Origin of the sequence: Arthrobacter sp. TWP1-1 (genome assembly GCF_049897845.1) — a bacterium.
Classification (GTDB): Bacteria; Actinomycetota; Actinomycetes; order Actinomycetales; family Micrococcaceae; genus Specibacter.
This window is the reverse complement of record NZ_JAFCXC010000002.1, coordinates 121,075-144,008: the sequence shown is the minus strand read 5'-3', so window position 1 is coordinate 144,008 and position 22,934 is coordinate 121,075. Positions and strand designations below refer to the sequence as shown.

Below are 22,934 nucleotides of genomic sequence, written 5' to 3'. Positions count from 1 at the left end.
GTCGCGGCCAGAAAGGACTGGATCATTGGAGCCCTGGCCGCTTCATTCTCCTACTCGGTAAGGGTTGCGGAGCGTCCGTGGGCCAATCCAGTGGGGATTCCGATGAGAACAGGTTCCGGTGTTCCACAGCAGGACACCGGCACTTCCTGGGCTGATGAGCCATCTTCAGCTGGAGCGCCGCAGCCACCAGTGGTGGGCAGGCGAAGCAAAACTAGCTCAGGGGTGACGCAGCAGGAATCTGCCGCCTTGTCCTGTGCTGTGCCGTTTGCTACCGGGAGATCGCAGCTGCCACCCAGGTCGGTGGAGCAGACACCGGTTTCAGGCAATTCGAGGTGCACCTGGTTGGCGGCAGTTTGGTCTCCGGCCAGGGCAGCGACGATGGAGCGGACTTGTTCGTATCCGGTGGCGAGCAGGAACGTTGGGGCTCGCCCGTAAGACTTCATCCCGGCAATGTAAAAATCCTTGTCCGGATGAGCCAATACGCTTGCGCCATGGGCCGGGACTGTCCCACAAGAATGGAATTCGGGATCGATCATCGGCCCCAGGTCTCGGGGAGCCTCCACGATGGGGTCAAGTTCCAAACGGATCTCACGCAGAATCTCCAGATCAGGACGGAACCCGGTAGCCGGGATCAACACGTCCACATCCAAGGTCAGATTCCCGTCCGGGGTGGTACCGGTAACGGCAAGGCTCTCACCAACGGTGAAGGAGGTGGTGGTGAAGGAGGTATGCAGTTCAATGTGCCCATCCTCGACCAAGCCACGCAGTCGGGAGCCGAGCCGGCCACGGGCCGGCAACCCGTCTAGGTCGCCACCGCCATAGAGCCGCGACGCATCCGAGCCGCGGACCGCCCAACTAATCCGCGTGCCCGGCTCATTCTTGGCCAACTGGCCCAGTGATAGCAGGGTATTGGCTGCCGAGTGGCCAGCCCCGATAACCAGAACATGCCTGCCCACAAACCGAGCTCGGTCTGCACCGGTGACATCGGGCAACGGCTCGGTGATGAGTCCGGCCACGATGGCATCGTCCTCACCGCGGGCTGGCAGCCCGGCCTGGCCGAGCGGGTTGGGCTGCGCCCACGTGCCCGAGGTATCAATCACGGCACGCACGTGATGATCAGTCACGGATCCGTCCGCCGATTGAACACGAACAAGGAAGGGCTGATCATCGCGATCACGCGAATGAGTCTTGTCCATACCCACCCGGCTCACAGCCGTCACCATCGACGACAGATGCAGAGCTGCACTGATCGCCGGCACGGCGGCCAGCGGGTTCAGATACTTTTCCACGAGTTCGGCACCGTAGGGCAACGAAGTCAGGCGCGGTGCCTCCCAGCCGGTGGGTTCGAGCAGACGCCGTGATGCCGGATCGATGTTGTGCTCCCATGAGGAGAACAAGCGGATGTGCCCCCACTTCTGAACCGCCGAACCAACGCTATCCCCCGATTCAAAGATCACCGGGGTGATCCCGCGCTCCACGAGATTGGCGGCCGCCGCCAGCCCCACTGGACCGGCGCCGATGATGGCAATAGGCAAGTCGCTACGCAGCTCAGACATGGCAGGAACCCTTTCTAGTTAGCGGGGATGAGATCGGCGATGAGCGCCTGGATACGTGACTTGATATCGTCACGGATCGGACGCACAGCTTCAACGCCCTGGCCGGCCGGGTCTTCCAGTTCCCAGTCTTCGTAGCGCTTTCCGGGAAAGAAGGGGCAGGTATCGCCACAGCCCATGGTGATCACGACGTCGGACTCCTTCACCGCGTCAGTGGTGAGAATCTTGGGGATCTCGGTGGACATGTCAATGCCCTCTTCCGCCATGGCCTCAACGGCAGCCGGGTTGACCGAGGCGGCCGGCTGGGACCCAGCCGAGCGAACCTCGATAGCCCCCTTGGAAAGACTGGTGAGGTAGGCGGCGGCCATCTGTGAGCGGCCCGCGTTGTGGACGCAGACAAACAAAACGGAAGGCTTCTTAGTGATTTCGGTGGTACTCATGAGTTCAGGCTCCTCAAGGAAATGATCGGATTGTGGGTCAAACTTTGCGTCAAACAGGGAATGGTTAGGAGGTGAAGAATCGCTTGCGCGCCCACAGGGCAACATAGACCAAGGCAACCAGGACGGGCACTTCAATGAGGGGCCCGACGACGCCGGCCAGGGCTTGGCCGCTGGTGACACCAAAGGTGCCGATCGCGACGGCGATGGCGAGCTCAAAGTTGTTGCCGGAGGCCGTGAACGCCAATGTGGTGGTCTTCGCATAACCAAGTTTTAGGGCACGGCCAATCACCATACTGACACCGAAGACGACGATGAAGTACACCAGAAGTGGCAGGGCGATTCGGGCTACATCCAGCGGCTTGGAGGTGATGGAGTCACCTTGGAGTGCGAACAGCAGCACGATGGTGAACAGCAAGCCGTACAGTGCCCACGGGCCGAGCTTCGGAAGGAATTTGCCTTCATACCAGTCGCGACCCTTGGCCCTTTCACCGATCGTGCGGGTGAGGAATCCTGCCAGCAGGGGGATGCCGAGGAAGATCAGCACCGAGGCGGTGATGGCCCAGAAGGAGAAGTCCGCGGACGTCGACGGAAGTCCCAACCAACCCGGCAGCACCTGGAGGTAGAACCAGCCGAGGACACCGAAAGCGAAGACTTGGAACACTGAGTTGATCAGAACCAGCACCGTGGCGGCCTCGCGGTCACCGCAGGCCAGATCATTCCAGATCATGACCATGGCAATACAGCGGGCCAGGCCAACAATGATCAATCCGGTGCGGTATTCGGGGAGGTCAGGAACAAAGATCCACGCCAACGCGAACATGAAGGCCGGCGCTGCCACCCAGTTGATGATCAGCGAGGTGATCATCAACTTCCGGTCGCCCAGTACTTTGCCGGTTTCGTTGTAGCGAACCTTGGCCAACACCGGGTACATCATGACCAACAGGCCGATGGCGATGGGCAGAGACACGGAACCAACCTTCACCGCGTCCAATGCTGTATTCAACCCTGGAATGAACTTGCCCAACAACAAGCCGGCCGCCATGGCGGCGATGATCCACACGGGCAAGAACCGGTCCAGGGTGGAAAGCTTGCCAACAACGGCAGCATCCCCAGGGATGGAAGGGGTGGTGGTCGTGGTACTCATACAGCTCCCGGGCAGTTCAGCAAAAGATTGACGATTGTCGATACAGCAAGTATTTCTCGCTATATCGACAATTGTCAATCTATGGGCATAATGGTTACATGACCACTGCATTAACGATCGAGACGGCCACAGCTGAACTCTGTTGCGAACCTAGCGGGCCGCCTGCGCTCACCGCCACGGACGCTCAAGAATCAGCGCGTGTCCTCAAGGCGCTGTCGGATCCGAACCGATTGCGTCTGCTCTCCATCGTCAAGGCCGGTGAAAGTGGAGAAGCCTGCGTTTGCGACCTCACCGAACCCTTGGAGCTAGGCCAACCCACGGTCTCCCATCACCTGAAAATCTTGGTCGATGCCGGGCTATTGGAGCGGGAGAAGCGCGGTACCTGGGCCTATTACTCCATCGTCCCAGGAGCACTTGATCGGGCCGCCGCGATGATTACACAGCTATAGGCAGCACCGAGATCTATCACGTAGCCGACTCCGGCTCGTAGCCAATGAGCCAGTGCAATCCATGCCGGTCAATGACCTGACCATCTGTGGCGCCCCAAGGCTTCTGGGCCAGCGGGTCGACGACAACTCCGTCAATGGCGAGTTTATCGAACCACTCGTGGAGCACGTCTGGCTTAGCAGTCCCCAAAAGTGCGAGCATGAGGCCTTCGAAGCGAACGCTCTTTCCGCCTTCTGGAGCATCAGAGCCCGCAAGTGCTACAACGCCTTGGAGCTCTCCATGGGCAATGGCCTCCGGAGGTCCACCGTCAGGGGAAAACTCTGCGTAGGTATACAGATGGAGCTTTCCACCAAACACCTCCGCATAGAAACCGAGCGCCTCACGCGCCGTGCCGGGAAAACTGACATAAATCATAGGTGCGGCCATGACCGAAGCCTACAAAATCCACTGATCGCTTGCAATAGGCGAACAACGGCTTCGACGGACGCCAACTAGCCGATGCCAGCGGGCCTGGCCCTAGCGGCCTCCTCGGATATTTCGACTCAGCTGTTCCACGTCCACCGCGCCAACGCCATCCGTGAAGGGCTGACTCCATTCCACGCCTGGGGTTCTCTCCCAAGGGCTGCCACTTCAACAGTCCTATTCCGGCATCCAAGGCGCGCGTCAGATGTCGGCGACATGGTTCCGCCAGCTGTGCTCCGGGAGGTACCCCAGGAGTCGTTTTGCCTTGTCAATGGAAAGCATGGTCTCGTGTCCGGAAAGCTCCTTGCGGACCTCAACCCTCGGAAACACCTCGGTGGCCAGGTCTGCACTGGAACGCAGCATGACAGTGTCATCATTGGCAACGATGAACGCCTGAAATCCCGGCTGGCCATTCTCTAGCGCCCGAGCCACCGCCTGCGCACCATCCCGGCCATCAACGTATCCCCAGAGGTTCCATTTGCGCGCCATGACGTCGCTATCGAACGACGGGAATGCGGCATAGTCCGCAACGTCCATAACGTTGGAAAAGCGCAGCGCAATAATGCTCAGTTCCGGGTCCCAGCGGGTCAACTCAATGGCCATCTGCTCTTCCAGATGCTTGACCAGAGAGTATGTGCTTTCCGGCCGGGCAGGGTATTCCTCATCGACGGGAATATAAGGCGGGTCTGTGTCGAACGGCAATCCCAGCACTGTCTCACTCGAGGCGTACACCACCTTTTTAATGCCCGCCCGCCGCGCCGCCTGGAACACGTTATACGTGGAAAGCATATTGTTCTCGAACGTGGCGGCATCCGGAAGAATCCCCGGCGCCGGAATGGCACCCAAGTGCACAACGGCATCGAAGCCACTGTGTCTGTCATCCAAACCCAACAGCACGTCCACGACCTGACCATAGTTGCGCAGATCCACGATCACCAGTTCCGAGCTTCGTTCCCCCGCACGGTCCAGGTTCAACACCTGGTGCCCGTCCGCGACCAATCTGCGCACGACATGCCGCCCGAGCTTTCCGCTTCCGCCTGTCACTGCAATTCTCATCCGAACTCCTCTATCTTCGTCATTGGCTCGCACAAGTACGCGGATCCACCCTGACCTCCAGCTCCTAGCGGCGCCCGCCAAGTGGTCTAGGCCACTACGATATCGACATCCAGCTGCCATGTCAGCAATTGAGCCACCCCCTGCTGTTCCTAGGAATATTTTTCCTAGGAACAGCAGAGCTACCCTCACGGAACTCATGGCGCCGTTCGACACAATTGCGCTCAGCGGGAGTTGATACAGATCACATTTGGCCCCTATGAGAATTTGTTGAGGAATTTCCGCTTAACCGCTTGACCAGCATCGAATCAAGCCCTTATGGTCATGAATAACCGCTTAACCACTCACAATGAGGTGACATGAATCATCGAGGCTTTTACAAACCAAACGACGCATGGGTAGGAGATGTCATCCCCTGGGAAGAGGACGGCACGTTCCACCTGTTCTACCTGCATGAGACCCGCAAATCCCCCAAAGAGGGTATGCCGTGGCACCGGGTTGTCACTGAGAATCTTGTCGATTTTCAAGAAACAGGGGAAGCCCTCGCATCCAATGGCCCTGCGTCGGCCGACTTCAATATCTACACCGGAAGCATTGTCCTCGACGGCGAGGGGTCGCACCATGCCTTTTACACAGGCCAGAACCCTGCCAAGACCGGCGAGGACGGCCAGGCGCTCCAATTGGTCATGCATGCGACCAGCCAAGACGGCATGCAGTCCTGGCAACGCCGTGATTCAGACACCTTCGGAGCTACCGCCGGCTATGAGACCGCCGACTGGCGCGATCCCTTTGTCTTTTGGGATGAAGACACCCAGCTCTGGCGCATGCTCATCACAGCACGCCACGCCAACGGACCAGCCCGACGACGGGGTGTGATTGCGCAGTGCACATCACGCGACCTCGTCCGATGGGAACCGGCCCCACCCTTCTGGGATCCACGGCGTTACATCGCCCACGAATGCCCCGAGGTATTTCAATGGGGCGATTGGTGGTACCTGGTCTACTCCGAGTTCAGCGATGCCTTCACCACGCGCTACCGCATGGCCCGGAGCCTGGCCGGCCCGTGGCTAGTTCCGGAACACGATTCACTGGACGGACGCGCCTTCTACGCAGCAAAGTCGGCCGCTCGGGATGGTCGCCGCTTCTTCTTCGGTTGGATCGCCTCACGAGAAGGCGGGACCGACGACGGCGCCTGGCAATGGGCTGGCACGATGTCAGTGCTTGAAGCAGAACAGCGCGACGACGGCACACTTGCGTTCCATCCGGCCCAAGAGCTGCGTGAGACGTTCTCCGAGGAAGCCGATGAATCTTTCGCCGCAACGGTCCTGACTGCTCCTGACGGCTACGCCGATCAACTCACGGAGAAAGATACAGCGAAGGCATTTAGGATTATCGCCCGATTCGACATCGCCGGGCCCACGACTGAATGTGGTGTGGTGTTGCGGGCCAGCGCGGACGGTGACGAAGGCTATTGCCTGCGCCTGGAACCGAAACGAGGCCGGCTGGTGTTCGACCGCTGGCCACGACAGCCAACGGGCACAGAACAGTGGCAGATCTCGGGCGACGTGCCTTACGCCGTCGAACTTGAACGGTCTGTCTCCCTAGAACCCGGCGAGCACGAGTTGGAAGTCATCGTCGATGGTGACCTCTGCATCGCAACCGTTGATAACAGCACTGTGCTGAGCACGCGCCTTTATGACCGCCCAACGGGCCGCGCTGGCGTGTTTGTCGGCGAAGGCACCACGACCGTCACGGACTTCAAAGTATTCAATCGTGAAGAAGCGGCCGCGACCAAGCCATGGGAAAACGGCTTGCTCGCCGCAACTCTCTAACTTTTCTTTCAGCAAAAACCCGGCCCCGCCGATCAATCAATGGAGATTTCGACATGTCATTCACCAAACGTTCCATCGCACTCTTGGCCGCCGCTTTCGCTGCCACCTTGGCACTGAGCAGCTGCGCAGGATCAGCCGGCACTGCCGATCCGAACAACGTCAACCCGGAAGGCGAAATTGTTCCGCGTGAGATTTCCTGGTTGCTGTCCCGGCCGGCCGACGGCGGCGTGATCACGGCGATGCAGCAAATCGCCGCAGACTACGCCAAAGATCACCCCGGGTTCTCGCTCAATCTCATCACAACACCTGACCGCCCCTCATATATCCAAAAGTATGAGACGCTGGCCGCCGCGAAGAAGCTGCCCGAACTCTTTGACACCGACGCAACACCATTCGCCCAAAAGTTGGCCAGTCAGGGGCGCATGGTCAACGTTGATGCCCTCCTGACGGACCTCGAGCTGGCCGACGACTACCGGCCTGCAGCGCTCGATTACCAGCGCTTCGACGATGGCTCGTTGTACATGGTTCCGTTCGAGTTCCAACAGGAGTACTTCTGGTACAACTCAGCACTACTCAAGAGTGCCGGTGTTGAAACGCCCAAGACCCTCGATGACTTCCCGCAGATGTGTACAGACCTTCGGGCTAAGGGCATCACGCCCATCGCTCTCGATGGGCAGGATCAATGGCCACTGGAACGCTACATGGCTTACTACCCGTTCCGGATGTCTGGGCCACAGTACGTTTTGGATTTGAAAAATGGCGACGCTACCTTTGCTGACCCTGAAGGCCGGGCAGCTGCCGAGTGGCTCTACAACCTCGGCAAGGCAGGCTGCTTCCAGGAAGGTTTCTCCTCGACCGGTTATGCAGATGCCCAGGCGCTGTTCACCTCCGGACAGGCTGCCGTGTACAACATCGGCACGTGGGAGCTAGGTAACCTCGCTACCGAAAAGCTCGACCCGGCAGTACGCGATTCGGTTGATTACTTCACTCTCCCGACCATCGACGGTGCCGCCACCGCGGCGAACGAGTTCGTCACGCCGTCGGGCATTGGTATGGCCGTCAACACGCAAACCTTTGATCCTTTGGTACGCGACTTCCTTGCCTTTGCACTCAAGGAATACCCCGAGGTCTACGCGGCAACCGGGGCATTGTCGCCAACCACAACGACCAAGACCACCATCCCCGCAGATGCGACCGAACTGTACAAGCGCTCCGTCACGCAGGCGGACGAAGTAGGCAAAGCCATCGCGATGCCGTGGGATACCCAGCTCGATCCGGCAACCAACACGCGCTTGCAGCAGGAACTAACCCTTCTGGTGCAGGGCGACATCACACCCGATGAATTCATCAAGACCATGGATGCAAGCCTCGCGGAGAACAACAATGGCTAGTACCACCCACACACGAGTGGCCAAGATACCCTCCGGGCCACCCCGAAAGCCCAAGTACGTCCGGTCATCGATGCTGCCAGGACGATCCGGCCTTTCAGTTGCGGTGTTCCTCATCCCACCGCTACTGCTCTACGGACTCGCAGTCCTGCTGCCCATCGTTCAGTCGCTGGTCCTGAGCTTCTTCCGCTGGGACGGCATCACCGACATGAGGTTCATCGGACTGGACAACTACGTCAAGATGTTCACCCGCGACGACGTCTTTTGGACGGCCTTCAGAAACGCAATCATCTACCTGGCGATCTGCCTCGTGCTGCAACTCGGCGGCGCGCTCGCCGTCGCCGGACTCCTCACAGGCATCCGCAGGGCCCGGGAACTCGTCAAGACCCTCTACCTTCTGCCGGCAGTGATCTCGACAGTCGCCATCGCCATCCTCTTTCAACGCATCTATTCACTGGAACCGGTAGGTCTGCTCAACCAAATCCTGGATTGGGTGGGGTTGGACGGCTTACAAACCGCCTGGCTTTCCAATGTCCAAACGGTCCTGACAGCTGTTTCCATTCCTGAAGGGTGGCGGTTTACCGGACTCTATATGCTCATCATCTATGCCGCCCTCATGGCCGTTCCCCGCGAACTCGAGGAAGCCGCGCGCCTTGACGGAGCATCCTGGTGGCAGGTGTTTTGGCAGATCCGTTTCCCACACATCCGGCCCGTCTGGATTACGACGACGATCATGGCCACGACCTTCGCACTGCGCGGATTCGATATCCCCTATCTACTCACCAATGGCGGGCCCGGCCAGGCCTCTGAGTTGCTGACCACGTATATGTACAAAACCGCGTTCGTGCACACTGATTATGGCTATGCCAGTGCGATCTCGGTGTTCATTGTCATCGAGTGCCTCGTCGCCGTGGGCCTCATCTTCCTACTCCTTCGTCGAAAGGACGCCTCATGACCGCGCCAGTCCTCACCGCGCCCATTAAGGCCACCCCTGTGAAACCGCACGTGCCGGCAAAGAAGCCGACGAGGCTTCGCGTGCAGCGGATGCTCCTGACCGCGACGATCGTGCTCATCGTGATCGTCCAGGTGTACCCGATGGCATGGCTATTTCTGACCAGCTTTCGAACGGCCTCAGATTTCGCATCGGGCAACCCCTTTGCCTTGCCGACTGCCTACACCTTGGAAAATTACGTCCGGGCGTTCGCCACTGGAAACCTGGGGCTGAACATTCTCAACAGCCTCATCGTCACGCTCGGAGCCAGCGTCCTCATTGTCATTTCGGGCATGATGGCTGCCTTCGCGCTTCAGGTTCTTGGATTCCGTTTTAGCGGCGTGGTGCGGGGACTCTTCCTCCTGGGAATCATTGTTCCCGTTCAGATCGCGCTCGTGCCGCTCTTCATCGACTACTCCAAGATCGGACTCTTGGACACGCACCTGTCGATGATCATTCCGCTCGCCGCGTTTGCGATGCCCATGGCCGTGTACCTCTTCACTTCGTTTTACGAGTACATCCCCCGGGAAATGTATGAAGCTGCCTCCCTTGATGGGGCCGGGCCGTTCCGAATTTTCGCACAGATCACCTTCCCGCTCTCCGTCAACACCATCATCACCGTAGTGCTGGTCAACAGCATCTTCATTTGGAATGACTTCATCTTTGCCAACACGTTTGTTCTCTCTAACGGTCTCAAGACGATCCCACTGGGTCTTCAGAACTACATTGGAGCCATGGGTAATACGGATTGGACAGCGACGTTCGCCGCCGTTTGCGTGACGGTGACACCGTTGCTGCTGGTATTCCTCGTTTTGAATAAGGCCATGATTAGTGGACTCGAGAGCGGAGCAACCAAGTGATGACCAGCCCGGAGAACGGTAAGGCTGAACACGCAATTACCATGCGCGATGTGGCCAAGGCGGCCGGCGTCTCGGTCGCCACGGTATCGGTGGTCCTCAATAACAAGCCCGGTGCCCGCATTGGTGATGATGCTCGACGGCGGGTGCAAGAGGTAGTCGCCGAACTCGGCTACCGACCCAATGTGCTGGCAAAAACCCTCGCAAATGGCACCTCCCGCTTCATTGGCCTCGTCGCAGACGCGATCGCCACAACCCCTTTCGCCGGTCAAATCATCCACGGGGCACAAGATGAGGCTTGGAAGAATGGCTACGTCCTGCTGGTAGCCAACACCGACGGCAACAAGGCCGCCGAGGATGAAGCGATCGCCATGATGCTCGAGCACCAGGTACACGGGATCCTCTACTCAACCTGGTATCACCGAGAGATCAGCGTTCCCCCATCGCTCCACAAAACCACAACTGTGCTCGTGGATTGCTTCGCCAGCGGCAGCGGGCTACCCGCCGTCGTCCCGGATGAGACACAGGGCGGGCGCACCGCAACTGAGGGCCTGCTTGCCGCGGGCCACCGCAGGATCGCCTTCATCAACACCACCACACCATCGCCGGCGCAAAGCGGACGCCTAGCCGGCTACCGCTCGGCACTCGAGGACGCTGGTATTGCATACGACGACTCGCTGGTGTTCCCTGCCCTTCCCGAGCAGGAAGGCGGATACGCCTCGACAGCCAGCATTCTCGAGTCAAAAGCGACGGCAGTCTTCTGCCACAACGACCGTGTGGCCATGGGGCTCTATGACGGACTTCGCGAACACGGACTGCGGATTCCCGAAGACATCGCTGTGATGGGCTTTGACAACCAGGATGTCATCGCCGCTCACTTGCGCCCCCCGCTGTCAACGGTCGCGTTGCCGCACTACGAGCTTGGCGCTGCGGGCGTTCGAATGCTTCTTGGCATCGACAGCTCGTCCAACACGGTAGCTACGCTCGTAGCTTGTCCGCCAGTTCAACGGCAATCGGTCTAGGGCGGCCTCCGTGGAAATCAGGAAGCTGCCAATACCGAGACCTACGTTCCACTTCACTCCGCAATCTAACTGGATGAATGATCCCAACGGGCTGGTCTTTGACCGGGGTCTGTGGCACTTGTACTTCCAGTACAACCCTGAAGGCCCGGATTGGGGCAACATGAGTTGGGGCCATGCAAGCAGCACGGATCTGCAGAATTGGACCGAACACCCCGTAGCCCTGCCTTATCGCCAAGGAGAGCAGATCTACTCCGGTTCCGTCGTTGCTACGCAAACCAACGGTGATTCACTCCTGACCGCGTACTACACCAGTGCCTTCGAAAATGGCCGCCAGGCACAGTCGCGGGCGACCAGCAGCGACGGTGGTTTCACCTGGGAGCAGGACCCGCAGAACCCTGTGCTCGACCGTGGGACAAACGCATTCCGCGACCCAAAGGTGATCCGATATACCGACGACCACGGCGATTTTCGGTGGATCATGCTCGCAGTCGAGGCAGAGGATCGGCAGGTACTCTTTTACCATTCCACTGACCTGCGCTCGTGGACACACCAGAGCACCTTTGGGCCTCTGGGTGATGACCGCGTGGTCTGGGAATGCCCGGACCTTGTTCCGCTGCCAGTGGATGACGATCCGAACAACATCAAATGGGTGTTGTTCATCAGCAAAAACCCCGTGGGCGAGGACGCGGATCCTGACGGCTCATCGATGAGTTACATCATCGGAGACTTTGATGGGACGGCATTTACCACCGAGACCACCGAACTCTTGCGGTTGGATCATGGGCGGGACTTCTATGCGGGTGTAACGTTCGACAACGCACCGGGAAACGCCGCCATCATGATCGCGTGGATGAGCAATTGGCGCTACGCCGGCGCTTTCCCATCAGCTCCCTGGCGCGGATCGATGTCACTGCCACGACAACTGTCCTTGCGCACCAGCGCAGGTGTGGCCCGTCTCGTGCAGGAACCACCTGAATTCATCCGCACATCTCTCGCCGAATCTCAACCTGTCCCCAGATTGGACACGGCACAGCCCCTGAGTTTCGCGGTAAGTGGACATTCGCTCATTGACCTCCGCTGGGATCCGGCAAGCACAGGAACCCTGCGGCTGAAGCTGCAGGGTGATGCAGATGCGCAGGTCAGCATAGAACACTCACCCACGTCCGGAGCCCTGCACCTCACCCGGCAAGGACGAGACACACAGGCCGTGCATGCTGATTTCCCATCGACCAGCACCGTGCCTCTTGACGGCACCGCACCCGTGCGACTGCTGCTTAGCCTCGACGGACCGTTGCTGGAGGTATTCGTGAACGACGGCGAATCCACTGTTTCCAACCTCGTGGTGCTCGGATCGGGCACCGTCACCGCAATGATCACCACAGATGAGCCAGGCCAAGTGGCCGTCGCCATGATCAACATTCCGGCGCTAGACTGCGCCCGCCAAGACTAGAAAGACTAGAAAGGAAACCACCAAGATGCATCCCATAACCCGACGAAGTGTTATGCAAGGCGCCGGTGCCCTCGCAGTATTGATGACAGGTGCCATGCCCGCGACCGCCTATGCCGAAGCCCAGACTCAGAGTTCACTGCGAGCAAAGTTTCATATGACGCCGCCAACGGGCTGGCTCTGCGACCCGCAAAGGCCTGTCACCACCAACGGCGCCTACCAGCTGTACTACCTTCATTCCGGCCAAAACAACGGACCAGGCGGCTGGGACCACGCCACCACGAACGACGGCGTGGCCTTCACCCATCACGGGACCGTCATGCCACTTCAGCCAGACTTTCCCGTGTGGTCAGGCTCCGCCGTCGTCGACACGGCGAATACGGCCGGGTTCGGAGCGGGCGCGGTCATCGCACTGGCAACGAAACCAACAGGCGGCATCCGCAAGTACCAGGAGCAGTATCTGTACTGGTCCACCGACGGGGGCATCACCTTCACCGCGCTTGCTGATCCTGTCATCGTCAATACCGATGGACGCACCGCCACGACGCAGGCCGGGATAGAAAACGCTGAGTGGTTCCGCGACCCAAAGATTCACTGGGATGGCGCTCGCAGTGAGTGGGTGTGTGTAATTGGCCGTGCACGCTACGCGACGTTCTACACCTCAGCGAATCTGCGTGACTGGCAGCTCCAGCGCAACTTTGACTACCCAAACCATGCGCTCGGCGGCATCGAATGCCCGGACTTGTTTGAGATGACAGCGGGCGATGGCACCCGCCACTGGGTCCTTGCGGCCTGCATGGACGCTTATAGCATTGGCCTGCCGATGAGCTATGCGTATTGGATGGGTGCGTGGGACGGTGAGCAGTTCCTCACAAATGACCTCACCCCGCAGTGGCTGGACTGGGGCTGGGATTGGTATGCGGCGGTGACCTGGCCATCGGTCGAAGCTCCAGATTCGCGCCACCTCGCGATCGCCTGGATGAACAACTGGAAGTACGCTGCCCGCGATGTACCCACAGACGCAACGGACGGCTACAACGGCCAGAACTCGATCGTGCGCGAACTTCGTCTCGAGCACCAGCCGGACGGCCGCTACAGCCTACTCAGCAGTCCGATCGAAGCACTCGGAAACTATGTAACAGCAACCACCACTTTTCCTGATCAAGTTGTCACCAATAGTGTGGTGCTGCCATGGAACGGGCGGGCCTATGAGCTCGAGCTCGACATCACGTGGGACACCGCGAGCAACATTGGTGTGTCAGTTGGCCGCTCCGCCAACGGCTCGCGGCACACTAACATCGGCAAATATGGCGCGGGGCTGTACGTCGACCGCGCATCCTCTGACCTCTCGGGATTCGAACTCACACCGTACTCGCGGGCGGCCGCGCCGATCGACGCTGGAGCCCGCTCCGTCCATCTGCGGATCTTTGTTGACACTCAGAGCGTTGAAGTGTTCGTCGATGGCGGGCACACCGTGCTGTCGCAACAAGTACATTTCACCGAGGGTGACACCGGAATCTCCTTCTATTCAGATGGTGGTGCGGCCACTCTTACCGGCATCACGGTTCGCGAATTCGGCGATGTCAGCTAGTCTCCCCCGCACCACACCTAAGAGGAATGGCCAGCATTACAGTTGGGCTGAACCGTGTTCAATCCCGCCGTAGCGACGACGCGCCACGGATTCACTGAAGGAAAAATCCTAGCCCCTAGTGAGGGGGTGGTACCTGGCAACCTTTAAAAAGGAAGCCGGCACGTATATGGCGGCTTCAAACTACGGACGCTCTAGTCCATTCTGGCGGGAAGGGTTTTGAGCCTGTCGATCGAGTTCGCATGAAGCACGGGCCCACCTAACTTCGTCGGCCCTATCTCATATCGGGAGAATTTCCTTTTAATCGGTGGCAAAGACAGGCCAGCAATCCATCTCGCACGCCGGATTGAATGTCGTGTTGCATCAGGCCGGCGCGCTACTTGCGTTGCGGGCAGATTACGCCGGACTCTCCGCAACTACCACGACGAATATTTACTGAGGATTGCTACTGAGGTATCCGATGGTTTGAGCTCGGCGTCTTCCACAAAGCGGACTGGGCACCACGAGCGTCGACCTCCTAATGGACACAAGAGGGTGTCTTGAAGCGTCACAGATGCCGCGTTTCTAGGCTCTAGAAGGTGCTCGGGGCATGAAGAGATCAAGGGTTTCAAAGGCTTTTTGGACGATGAGCAGGACGTCTTCTTCTGCGCATCTGCGCTCCACGTAGTTTGTCATGACAGAGAATTTGTCGATCACAGGTGGTAGTGCACGCAGGTTTCTTGATAGGGGACGCCCGAAGTCATCCCAGTGGACGGGGATAATGCAAGAGGGGCTCGTGGCGGTAACGACGTGATGCCAGTAGTCATCTCTGAACTCCTCAGTTTGCGTCCCAAGGATGCCAACGCCGAGATAGAGCACGTCGACGTCAAGGCCAGTGAACTTGTTGGGCACGAAGTTGGCGCTCGGGTGTATGAGTACTGTTCCGGTGGGGTGAGTGATGTGGAACGAGTAGCAGGTGCCATCACGATAATTGCTGGCTTTTGTCGGAGTGACCAGAGGCGTGTCGATCGCACCTGGATACCTATTCCCAGGGCTATGGATACCTTCGATGACTCGAACTGTGAAGTCGCCAAAGCTGAACTCCTCGCCGTCGGCGATGACACTCATACGATCCTCGCCTAGCTTCGCTCCTCGCCCAACATTGAGACTGGATTCCGAACCATAGAGGGTGCCGCCAAGTTGTTTGATGACTTCTGGTGAATCCATCACGTGATCGTAGTGGGAGTGGGCGACGAATAATGCATCGAGCGCACTCACCCCTCCTCGTGCCAGGAGTTCTTGGATACGGCGGGGATTTGGAGCAATTCTTCCTAGGAGGGCGCGGAGAAGCGGTGGGCGGGTGAGGAATCCGTCGATCATGATGTGCGAGGTGCCATCCGTGAGGTACACCGTGGATGTTCCAAAGAAGGTAGCTCGCACTCCGGGAGAGTTGTCAGTCATGGGTGCACCACGTCGGCCTTTCGTGTTGGGCGGGGTAACTGTCAGAGCTGGCGGGCAATTGAGCGGCCCACAGTCCGGCCGGTAAAGATGCAACCGCCCAGGAAAGTCCCCTCGAGCGCGTTGTACCCGTGGGCCCCTCCGCCACCGAACCCGGCAGCTTCACCTGCCGCGTACAAGCCGTGGATTGGCGAGCCGTCCTTCGCGAACGCTTGTCCGTTCAGATCTGTTTGAATCCCGCCGAGGGTTTTTCGCGTGATCACGTGAAGCTTCACGGCGATCAAGGGACCATGTGCCGGGTCCAGGAGTTTATGTGGCTTAGCCACACGGAACAGCTTGTCTCCCACGTAGCGGCGGGCGTTGTGGATGCCCATCACCTGTGTGTCTTTCGAGTAAGAGTTGGTCATTTCTGCGTCTCGCTGCACAATCTGGCGTTCGATGTCGTCGTAGTTGAGTATCGGGTCATCGGTGATCTTATTCATGCCAGCGACCAGAGCACGGAGGTCCTCTGCCACGACGAAGTCCGCACCGTGCTTCTTGAATGCTTCCACAGGCGGTGTGGCGTTGCGACCGAGCCGGCTTTTCAGCATCAATTTCAGATCCCGGTCCGTAATATCGGGGTTCTGCTCGGATCCGGAGAGGGCGAACTCCTTCTTAATGATGTCTTGGGTCAAGATAAACCAGGAATAGTCGTACTTCTGAATGTCCGGGGTGGTTCGGAGCATCGTGAGGGTTCCGATGGTGTCGTACCCGGGAAGGCCGGGTGAGGGCAGGCGCCGACCGAGGGCGTCGAACCACATCGAAGACGGCCCGGGGAGAATGCGGATGCCGTGGCTTGGCCAAATCGGGTTCCAATTCTGAACGCCTTCGGTGTAGTGCCACATGCGGTCGCGGTTAACGAGCCGGACGCCAGCGTCGTCGGCGATGTCTAGCATCCGTCCGTCGACGTGCTTGGGCACCCCGGTGATCATCGTCTTGGGGGGTGTTCCTAGGCGCTCGGGCCACCACTTGCGAACCTGTTCGTGGTTGCCGCCGATCCCACCCGAGGCAATCACCACGGCCTGTGCAGTCAGCTGGAATTCGCCGACCTTTTCCCGGTTTGAGGTCACGCCACGCTTCGCGGAGTCGGGCGCCAATCTCGTTCCGTGTACTCCGGTTACCGTATTGCCATCCATGATAAGACCGTCGACTTGATGCCGGTAGTAGAAGGTGACGAGGTTACTTTCGGCAGCCTCGCGTGCTTTATCGGCGAAGGGTTCAGAGATGCCCGTGCCCGTTCCCCAGGGGACGTGAAAGCGTGGAACGGAGTTGCCATGGCCACCGGCCTTGCCATCACCGCGTTCGGCCCACCCGACCAACGGCGTGAATTTGATGCCTTGCTCTTGTAGCCATCGCCGCTTTTCGCCTGCGGCGAACTCTACATAGGCCCGCCCCCACTTCTTGGCCCACTCATCCTGAGGCAGGTCCCCGGTGAGTCGATCCCAGCCTGCACTGCCCTGCCAGTCTTGCCACGCAAGCTCGAAAGAATCCTTCACTCCGTAGCGTCGCTGCATTGGAGTATCCACCAGGAATATGCCACCGAAGGACCAAAAGGCTTGGCCACCGAGGTTCGCGGAGTTCTCCTGATCAACGATCGCGACCCGCTTGCCGGCCCGGACAAGTTCGTTCGTGGCAACGAGGCCAGCCAAGCCGCCGCCGACAATGATGACATCAGCATCCATCTCGATTCTCACTTTCCCTTTTCACGTTGAGTCGGCGGCGCATTGTCTCCGGGGACCTCGCGTGACGAGCAGCAACTACAATTTAGATACACACTGTACTAAAATCAGACTGTATCGCAATGGATGGATGAAGGAAAGTGTTATGACAGCTAGGAATCAAGTCGCGCGTGTGCCTCGCAAGCGCAGTGAAACGCGCCCCAGGATCCTTTCAGCCGCGCGTCAGCTAATGACCGAACGTGGCCTGGACGGAGTCAGTATCGAGGCGATCGCTGAGCACGCCGGCTACACACGAGGGGCGTTCTACTCGAATTTCGCTTCCATGCATGATCTTTTGCTCGCACTCTACGAGCAACATTCCGACGAGCTAATTTCGGAACTGCGATCCAGCACAAATGACGTATCGCAACCTGGAGTCTTCGACAGCTTGGAAGCAGCCATAGCCCACGTAGTCTCGGCGCTTCCCTTCGATGTTCAGTGGTTTCGCATCCGCACCAACCTCGCTGTTCAAGCCGCGCGGGATCCTGAGCTCTCGCTGCTCTACCTCGAACGCGAAAGCGCACTTCGGGAGCAACTCACCCCGAGCCTCATGGAAGTCGTCAACGCCTTCGGCTGTGAACTGACGGTGGACCCGGACACCTTTACCCGCGCTCTGGTCGCCGCCCACGACGGTGCCCTCGCCAACAGCTTCGCCGATACTGAACCGAGGGGCATCCGTGTTGTTGTGTGCACAGCAGTAGTCCTCGGACTCACCCGGCCCACAGCCGCGCCTCCTCAGCCCCAATACGCATGAGTCAAGATGGAAAGTTCGCACTCTTGGCGGGGAGTGCGGGCTCGTTGTTACTCGTCGCTAGGCGCCTTGTGCACGCTCGGTCGAACTTCAACTATCAATCCCTTTCGTGAACCGCACCTCGGCCTCATTTCTCAATGTCGGCGTCCGTATATGGTGGCTCCGCCAAAGGACGGCCAGCATCCCTGACGGCGCCTTCCTAAGCGAATGTGTTGCGTCATCACCACGCAACCACGGCTACCAGCGGGCATCCCTTAGGGGATGAGTTGGTCGGCGCGATAGCGGTCGAAAAGCGAGATGAAAGCGTCGAATGTCCGACGGTACCCGGTAAAGCCTGCGGCCCGGCTTTTGCCCATGTCGGCCACCACCTCAATGTTTCGTCCGAGGTCACCGTCCGTATGCCACCATGAAGCCATCCGGTCTAGGCGCTGCTCTGCTAGCCCGTGCTGCATCGCTAGCTCGCGCCACTGATCTTCTCGCCCCTCCATGGCCTCTTCGAGGGGTCGTGGAGCCTGATCGTACCCCTCCCATTCGACGCCGAAATGAGCTGCGAGCTTTGGCCACATCCAGCGCCACCGGAACACGTCCCCGTTGACGATGTTGAAGGCCTCGTTGGCCGCACCGGGGGGCGTCGAACCCCACAGCATGTGCTCGGCAAGGAGACCGGCGTCTGTCATGTCGGTCAGCCCGTTCCACTGAGTCTCAGAGCCCGGGAAGACAAATGGCTCTCCCGTTTCCCTGCATAAGGTCGCCTGCGCGGCGAGCGTGAGTCCCATGTTCATGGCGTTACCTACGGCGTGTCCAATGACGGTGTGTGCGCGGTGCACGGACCAGGTGAAACCCTGCTCCGCGGCCGCCGCGAACAGCTCGTCTTCCTGGGCGTAGTAGAAGTTCCGGACGGGCAGTCGCGGTTCCTCCTCGTGGAACGGTGTATCCGGCATATCGCCGGCAGCGTAGGCCTCGAATGGGCCGAGATAGTGCTTAAGCCCCGTCATGAGGGCCACATGTGCCACGGGCTTGCCACGAAGAGCGGCCAGAAGGCTGCGCAGCATGCCAGCATTGACGGCAATGTTCTTTTCCTCCGAATCCTGCCGCGCCCAAGCCGTGAAGAAGACATGTGTCGGACGCTCCGGAGCGAGAACGGCTGCTACAGACTCGGTGGAGGTCAGGTCCGCGGAAAGCCAACGCACACCGTCGCGATTGGCACCGGGCCTGCGGGACAGTGCAAGCACTGACCAGCCAGCGCCGGAGAGGGACTCCACAAGTGCGGAGCCGGCGATGCCCGTCGCACCGACCACAAGCGCCGTTCGTTGTCCATCCTGGGCTGTTTGGTTCACGATAGTCATACTGGTGGCAAGCGGCCGTACAGGCGAGATATTTCCGGCTACTCATTCAGGGTCACCCGTTGCTAGGCCACGCTGTCAACCGGCGGACAGCCCGGAAGTTCTGATTCCATCCCCGCTGACCAACAGCAAGTGCCCGAATCTACGGACGAAAGGCTGAGCGAGATTCGCTATCCCATAATCTCTGACACTTCTTCTGCACTCAACCGTCGGTGGGCATAGGCAAGACGGATCGCCTTCCGATCCAGGTTGATGGCCTCAATTCCCTTATGGATAAGGAACAGCCCGACCTTTTCTGCCATCCGTGAAGAAACCAAATTGTGTTCAATCAGTAAGCCACAACGGAGTGGGCCGGGCGCGTTTTCTTCTCCTGTCTGATGGCCTCAAGCGAAAGTTCGGTGGCAAAGCCCAACCCATGCGCCCAGTTCATCCCGGTTCCACGAGAGAATCCACCCATCGAGCAACAGGCGAGTCCGTTTGATTCCGGCATGTCTACGGCTGGGAAACGAGTCAAGGCTCGGGGATTACAACAGCTCGAGTGCAAGCCAGCAACTTCGTCAGCCGTCGGCCGGTCCAACGGCACGCGATTCGTCTCACTAATCAACCGGATGAACCTAGCTACAATCTTCATTTTCTAGCGGACATGAAATACTGTCCCCAGGCAGCACCCCGGGATGACCGGCCAAGGCACGGTCGTGTGCATCGCGACCGTAGTGGCCAGCTCGGCTCGGATTCGCCTGTATTTTTGGTCCGCCCCGTGCCGCGCAAGGTCTATTATTCAAGGAGACCCCACTTTTTTAATCACAGCATTGGAGCGCCCCATTACAGATGTGAACGCCGCACACGACGTCTTCTACGGCAATCCGGCAAGCGACGACGACATTGACCTCGTAGAGGAAACGCCGCGGTCCGCCGTCGTCCGTTTCAAGGACAGGCCCGACGTCGTCCGCCACCGCGGTAGGTACGTCTTGATCAACCGCGACCGCACTCCCAACGAGGCCATGGTGGATGACCTGCTGTTCATTCGCGCCGCGTTGGAGGCCGCGCAGCTGGACTACCTGTTGGTGCGCGGCAACGACGAGCGCCCTGTGATTTCCGTTGATTGGAAGAACCGTGCCGAGCTGCGCGAGGCACTCGTGACGGCCTGCGCCAACGAACCGTTCTACGCAATGACAGTGGATGCGCGCAAGAAGTCGGCGTTGCTGGTGGCTGACGGAACACTGGCCAAGAACCGCAAATCCCGGATCCTTCGGTTGTACCGTCCGCGGTTGGAGCCCGACGGCGGACTGGGCTATGGCGCGTCGCTGGGGGTACAGATCGAGCTCTGGAGCTTTGAGGGCGAGCACTTGATTCTGCCGGTGGAAAACTCACTGACCCGGCGCACATTGCTGGCCCAGGATGCGGTACGTGGCACGGTGGAAAGGTATGGGCACGTTTGGCCGACCATTGAGAACATGTTCGCCGATCATGCCTCGGACATCGGCTTCGATATTGACCTGGTGTTCTCTTGGGTTGATGGCAGCTCACCGGAATACATTGCCGCCCGGCGCGCCCGGATGAAGGGTGTGGTGGTGGGCGAAGGCGACGACCATGAGGCCCGGTTCCGACAGATCGACGAGCTCAAGTATGCGCTGCGCTCCGTCTACACCTTTGCGCCGTGGATTCGTCGCATCTTCATCGCCACCGACTCCCCCACCCCGTCCTGGCTGGCCGACCACCCCTCTGTGACAGTGGTGCGAAGTGAGGAATTCTTCGCCGACCCGTCGGTACTGCCAACGCACAATTCACAGGCCGTGGAATGCCAGCTGCACCACATCGAGGGCCTGTCGGAGCACTTCCTGTACTCCAATGACGACATGTTCTTCGGCCGTCCCGTCAGCCCGGACATGTTCTTCACACCCGGCGGCATCACGAAGTTCATCGAAGCCGAGACAAGGATCGGCCTCGGCGAGAACGACGCCGAACGCAGCGGCTTCGAAAACGCCGCCCGGGTGAACCGGAAGCTACTGTGGGAACGGTTCGGGAGAATCACCACCCGTCACCTAGAACATGCCGCCGCACCCCTGCGCCGAAGCGTCATGGCGCAAATGGAACGCGAATTCCCGTCGGAATTCAGTGCGACGGCGGCCAGCACCTTCCGTGCAGCGGAAAACATCTCCGTCACCAACTCCCTGTATCACTACTACGGGTTGCTCACGGGCCGGGCCGCCGTTCAAACCGGTGCCAAGGTGCGGTACATCGATACAACTGCGCGGTCCGGCTTGAACTACCTGCCCAAACTGCTGGCCAAACGCAACATGGACTTCTTCTGCCTCAACGACGGTAGCTTCCCGGAGGTCCCGGCAGCCGAGCGCGCCGAATTGGTCACCGATTTCCTGCAGAAGTATTTCCCGATCACGGCGCCCTGGGAAAAATAGCCCGCCCTGCCGAGCGACACGATTCCTGAGGTTTAGCGCTGCGCCAGCCCTCGACGTCGTGTCTGGATCGGGATACCCGTGGTGCGCGGCGCGTGGTCGGGGATGCGCACCCCGGCCGCACTCAGGCGGACGCGAGTTTCCTCGGCGCTGACCTCCTCGCCGACGGTCAAGCCGGCGCCCAGCGGCACGGTCGAGTGGACGATGGTGTGCTCATAGACGTGGACGAGGTTGAAGGACTGTCCTCCGTCCCGGCCACGAGTGCCGCCGACCGGCACGTTCAAGTCCTGGGTGTAGCACGTGGCCGAGGCGACGGATACGGGGATTCCGGCAAACATAGCGGTGGTCGAGTAGTGCAGGTGGCCGGCCAAAATGGTGCGTACGTCAGAGCCGCGCAACACAGCCGCCAGCTCAGACTGGCGGCGCAGCTCGACCAGCACGGCTAGGTCCAACACGCTGGGGACTGGCGGGTGGTGGAGTGCCAAGATGGTGCCGTCCGGAGCAGGAGTGGCAAGTTCTTTGGCCAACCACTCCAGCTGGTCCGCAGCGAGCTCGCCGTGGTGGAACCCGGGCACCGAGGTGTCCAAAGTGATGACCCGCAGTCCGTTGAGGAAATAGCTGCGGTCTATGGGAGTGCTGTGTGCGGCTTCTCCCAGCAAGCCGGCGCGGAAGTTTCCACGATGGTCATGGTTCCCCATAGCCCAAATCACCTCGGCCCCCATGGCCGTGCAGGCGGGCTCCACGATCCGGCGCAACTTGGCGTAGGCCTCAGGTTCGCCTTTATCGGTGAGGTCGCCGGTAAAGATGACCGCCTCCGGGCGGGCACCCGATGCCGTGATTTCGGCGAAGATTTGGCGCAACCGCTCTTCACTATCCACGGCCCCGTAGAGGGGATCCGGGCCGCCCAGCAGGTGGGTGTCGCTTAGATGAAGCAGGAAGTGGCGCGGCCTGGGATGTTCGGCCTCGATGATGTCCATGACTGCCTTAATGGTCGGTTGGATGCGGCGA

19 protein-coding genes are annotated in these 22,934 nt (G+C 59.6%); 10 read left to right on the top strand and 9 right to left on the bottom strand.

Annotation, left to right across the window (positions count from 1 at the left end; genetic code table 11):
- Nucleotides 1-50: 50 nt before the first annotated feature.
- The 3 genes from ACP7B9_RS03935 to arsB all read right to left on the bottom strand — a co-directional run bounded on the left by ACP7B9_RS03935 (nt 51) and on the right by arsB (nt 3,137).
- The gene (locus ACP7B9_RS03935; RefSeq protein ID WP_425860950.1) at nt 51-1,556 is read right to left on the bottom strand and encodes an FAD-dependent oxidoreductase; all 1,506 of its coding nucleotides are present in this window, start codon (nt 1,554-1,556) and stop codon (nt 51-53) included.
- Between the two features lie 14 nt (nt 1,557-1,570).
- Entirely contained in the window at nt 1,571-1,993 is a 423-nt protein-coding gene (locus tag ACP7B9_RS03930) for an arsenate reductase ArsC (RefSeq protein ID WP_425860948.1), read from the bottom strand.
- Nucleotides 1,994-2,057: 64 nt separating this feature from the next.
- Entirely contained in the window at nt 2,058-3,137 is a 1,080-nt protein-coding gene (arsB, locus tag ACP7B9_RS03925; protein ID WP_425860946.1) for an ACR3 family arsenite efflux transporter, read from the bottom strand.
- A 98-nt stretch (nt 3,138-3,235) separates the two neighbouring features.
- Here arsB and ACP7B9_RS03920 point away from each other — a divergent pair, with 98 nt between their 5' ends.
- Nucleotides 3,236-3,586 carry an ArsR/SmtB family transcription factor gene (locus ACP7B9_RS03920; protein ID WP_425860944.1) on the top strand — a complete coding sequence of 117 codons (351 nt, stop codon included), beginning with the start codon at nt 3,236-3,238 and terminating at the stop codon, nt 3,584-3,586.
- Between the two features lie 16 nt (nt 3,587-3,602).
- Here the strand turns inward: ACP7B9_RS03920 and ACP7B9_RS03915 are convergent, their stop codons facing one another.
- Together ACP7B9_RS03915 and ACP7B9_RS03910 are read right to left on the bottom strand one after the other, a co-directional pair.
- The gene (locus ACP7B9_RS03915; RefSeq protein ID WP_425860942.1) at nt 3,603-4,010 is read right to left on the bottom strand and encodes a VOC family protein; all 408 of its coding nucleotides are present in this window, start codon (nt 4,008-4,010) and stop codon (nt 3,603-3,605) included.
- Nucleotides 4,011-4,247: 237 nt separating this feature from the next.
- Nucleotides 4,248-5,102 (bottom strand): NAD-dependent epimerase/dehydratase family protein, encoded by an 855-nt coding sequence (locus ACP7B9_RS03910; RefSeq protein ID WP_425860940.1) that lies wholly within the window; start codon nt 5,100-5,102, stop codon nt 4,248-4,250.
- Between the two features lie 356 nt (nt 5,103-5,458).
- On the opposite strand from ACP7B9_RS03910, the gene ACP7B9_RS03905 reads away from it, so the two are divergent.
- The 7 genes from ACP7B9_RS03905 (at nt 5,459) to ACP7B9_RS03875 (ending at nt 14,227) form a co-directional block, all read left to right on the top strand.
- Nucleotides 5,459-6,931 carry a GH32 C-terminal domain-containing protein gene (locus tag ACP7B9_RS03905; RefSeq protein WP_425860938.1) on the top strand — a complete coding sequence of 491 codons (1,473 nt, stop codon included), beginning with the start codon at nt 5,459-5,461 and terminating at the stop codon, nt 6,929-6,931.
- Between the two features lie 53 nt (nt 6,932-6,984).
- Nucleotides 6,985-8,322, top strand: coding sequence for an ABC transporter substrate-binding protein (locus ACP7B9_RS03900; protein ID WP_425860936.1), 1,338 nt, complete (start codon nt 6,985-6,987; stop codon nt 8,320-8,322).
- Nucleotides 8,323-8,392: 70 nt separating this feature from the next.
- Nucleotides 8,393-9,274: a carbohydrate ABC transporter permease gene (locus ACP7B9_RS03895; protein ID WP_425861762.1), complete on the top strand. Its 882-nt coding sequence runs from the start codon at nt 8,393-8,395 to the stop codon at nt 9,272-9,274.
- Nucleotides 9,271-10,170: a carbohydrate ABC transporter permease gene (locus tag ACP7B9_RS03890; RefSeq protein WP_425860935.1), complete on the top strand. Its 900-nt coding sequence runs from the start codon at nt 9,271-9,273 to the stop codon at nt 10,168-10,170. The genes ACP7B9_RS03895 and ACP7B9_RS03890 overlap by 4 nt, the downstream gene beginning before the upstream one ends.
- A complete protein-coding gene (locus ACP7B9_RS03885; RefSeq protein ID WP_425860933.1) occupies nt 10,170-11,189 on the top strand; it encodes a LacI family DNA-binding transcriptional regulator in 1,020 nt (339 codons plus the stop codon). The genes ACP7B9_RS03890 and ACP7B9_RS03885 overlap by 1 nt, the downstream gene beginning before the upstream one ends.
- 10 nt (nt 11,190-11,199) lie before the next feature.
- The gene (locus ACP7B9_RS03880; protein ID WP_425860931.1) at nt 11,200-12,639 is read left to right on the top strand and encodes a glycoside hydrolase family 32 protein; all 1,440 of its coding nucleotides are present in this window, start codon (nt 11,200-11,202) and stop codon (nt 12,637-12,639) included.
- Nucleotides 12,640-12,664: 25 nt separating this feature from the next.
- The gene (locus tag ACP7B9_RS03875) at nt 12,665-14,227 is read left to right on the top strand and encodes a glycoside hydrolase family 32 protein (protein ID WP_425860929.1); all 1,563 of its coding nucleotides are present in this window, start codon (nt 12,665-12,667) and stop codon (nt 14,225-14,227) included.
- 561 nt (nt 14,228-14,788) lie between these two features.
- Here the strand turns inward: ACP7B9_RS03875 and ACP7B9_RS03870 are convergent.
- A complete protein-coding gene (locus ACP7B9_RS03870) occupies nt 14,789-15,664 on the bottom strand; it encodes an MBL fold metallo-hydrolase (protein WP_425860927.1) in 876 nt (291 codons plus the stop codon).
- Between the two features lie 41 nt (nt 15,665-15,705).
- Nucleotides 15,706-17,382, bottom strand: a complete 1,677-nt coding sequence (locus tag ACP7B9_RS03865; protein ID WP_425861760.1) for an FAD-binding dehydrogenase — start codon at nt 17,380-17,382, stop codon at nt 15,706-15,708.
- Between ACP7B9_RS03865 and ACP7B9_RS03860 the strand changes: the two genes are divergently transcribed.
- Nucleotides 17,363-18,172, top strand: coding sequence for a TetR/AcrR family transcriptional regulator (locus tag ACP7B9_RS03860; RefSeq protein WP_425860925.1), 810 nt, complete (start codon nt 17,363-17,365; stop codon nt 18,170-18,172). The two genes, ACP7B9_RS03865 and ACP7B9_RS03860, sit on opposite strands and share 20 nt — an antisense overlap.
- A 251-nt stretch (nt 18,173-18,423) precedes the next feature.
- Here ACP7B9_RS03860 and ACP7B9_RS03855 read toward each other — a convergent pair whose 3' ends face one another.
- On the bottom strand, nt 18,424-19,515 hold the full coding sequence (locus tag ACP7B9_RS03855; RefSeq protein ID WP_425860924.1) for an SDR family oxidoreductase: 1,092 nt from the start codon (nt 19,513-19,515) through the stop codon (nt 18,424-18,426).
- Between the two features lie 878 nt (nt 19,516-20,393).
- On the opposite strand from ACP7B9_RS03855, the gene ACP7B9_RS03850 reads away from it, so the two are divergent.
- Nucleotides 20,394-21,929 carry a stealth family protein gene (locus ACP7B9_RS03850; protein ID WP_425861759.1) on the top strand — a complete coding sequence of 512 codons (1,536 nt, stop codon included), beginning with the start codon at nt 20,394-20,396 and terminating at the stop codon, nt 21,927-21,929.
- Between the two features lie 32 nt (nt 21,930-21,961).
- On the opposite strand, the gene ACP7B9_RS03845 is transcribed toward ACP7B9_RS03850, so the two are convergent.
- Entirely contained in the window at nt 21,962-22,903 is a 942-nt protein-coding gene (locus ACP7B9_RS03845; RefSeq protein ID WP_425860922.1) for a phosphodiesterase, read from the bottom strand.
- Between the last annotated feature and the right edge of the window lie 31 nt (nt 22,904-22,934).

Coding starts and splice junctions, on each gene's coding strand:
- ACP7B9_RS03935 (WP_425860950.1), bottom strand. CDS start 1,556: ATGTCTGAGCTGCGTAGCGACTTGCCTATTGCCATCATCGGCGCCGGT.
- ACP7B9_RS03930 (WP_425860948.1), bottom strand. CDS start 1,993: ATGAGTACCACCGAAATCACTAAGAAGCCTTCCGTTTTGTTTGTCTGC.
- ACP7B9_RS03905 (WP_425860938.1), top strand. CDS start 5,459: ATGAATCATCGAGGCTTTTACAAACCAAACGACGCATGGGTAGGAGAT.
- ACP7B9_RS03890 (WP_425860935.1), top strand. CDS start 9,271: ATGACCGCGCCAGTCCTCACCGCGCCCATTAAGGCCACCCCTGTGAAA.
- ACP7B9_RS03895 (WP_425861762.1), top strand. CDS start 8,393: ATGCTGCCAGGACGATCCGGCCTTTCAGTTGCGGTGTTCCTCATCCCA.
- ACP7B9_RS03855 (WP_425860924.1), bottom strand. CDS start 19,515: ATGACTATCGTGAACCAAACAGCCCAGGATGGACAACGAACGGCGCTT.
- ACP7B9_RS03865 (WP_425861760.1), bottom strand. CDS start 17,382: ATGGATGCTGATGTCATCATTGTCGGCGGCGGCTTGGCTGGCCTCGTT.
- ACP7B9_RS03845 (WP_425860922.1), bottom strand. CDS start 22,903: ATGGACATCATCGAGGCCGAACATCCCAGGCCGCGCCACTTCCTGCTT.
- ACP7B9_RS03900 (WP_425860936.1), top strand. CDS start 6,985: ATGTCATTCACCAAACGTTCCATCGCACTCTTGGCCGCCGCTTTCGCT.
- arsB (WP_425860946.1), bottom strand. CDS start 3,137: ATGAGTACCACGACCACCACCCCTTCCATCCCTGGGGATGCTGCCGTT.
- ACP7B9_RS03875 (WP_425860929.1), top strand. CDS start 12,665: ATGCATCCCATAACCCGACGAAGTGTTATGCAAGGCGCCGGTGCCCTC.
- ACP7B9_RS03915 (WP_425860942.1), bottom strand. CDS start 4,010: ATGGCCGCACCTATGATTTATGTCAGTTTTCCCGGCACGGCGCGTGAG.
- ACP7B9_RS03870 (WP_425860927.1), bottom strand. CDS start 15,664: ATGACTGACAACTCTCCCGGAGTGCGAGCTACCTTCTTTGGAACATCC.
- ACP7B9_RS03910 (WP_425860940.1), bottom strand. CDS start 5,102: ATGAGAATTGCAGTGACAGGCGGAAGCGGAAAGCTCGGGCGGCATGTC.
- ACP7B9_RS03885 (WP_425860933.1), top strand. CDS start 10,170: ATGACCAGCCCGGAGAACGGTAAGGCTGAACACGCAATTACCATGCGC.
- ACP7B9_RS03860 (WP_425860925.1), top strand. CDS start 17,363: ATGATGACATCAGCATCCATCTCGATTCTCACTTTCCCTTTTCACGTT.
- ACP7B9_RS03920 (WP_425860944.1), top strand. CDS start 3,236: ATGACCACTGCATTAACGATCGAGACGGCCACAGCTGAACTCTGTTGC.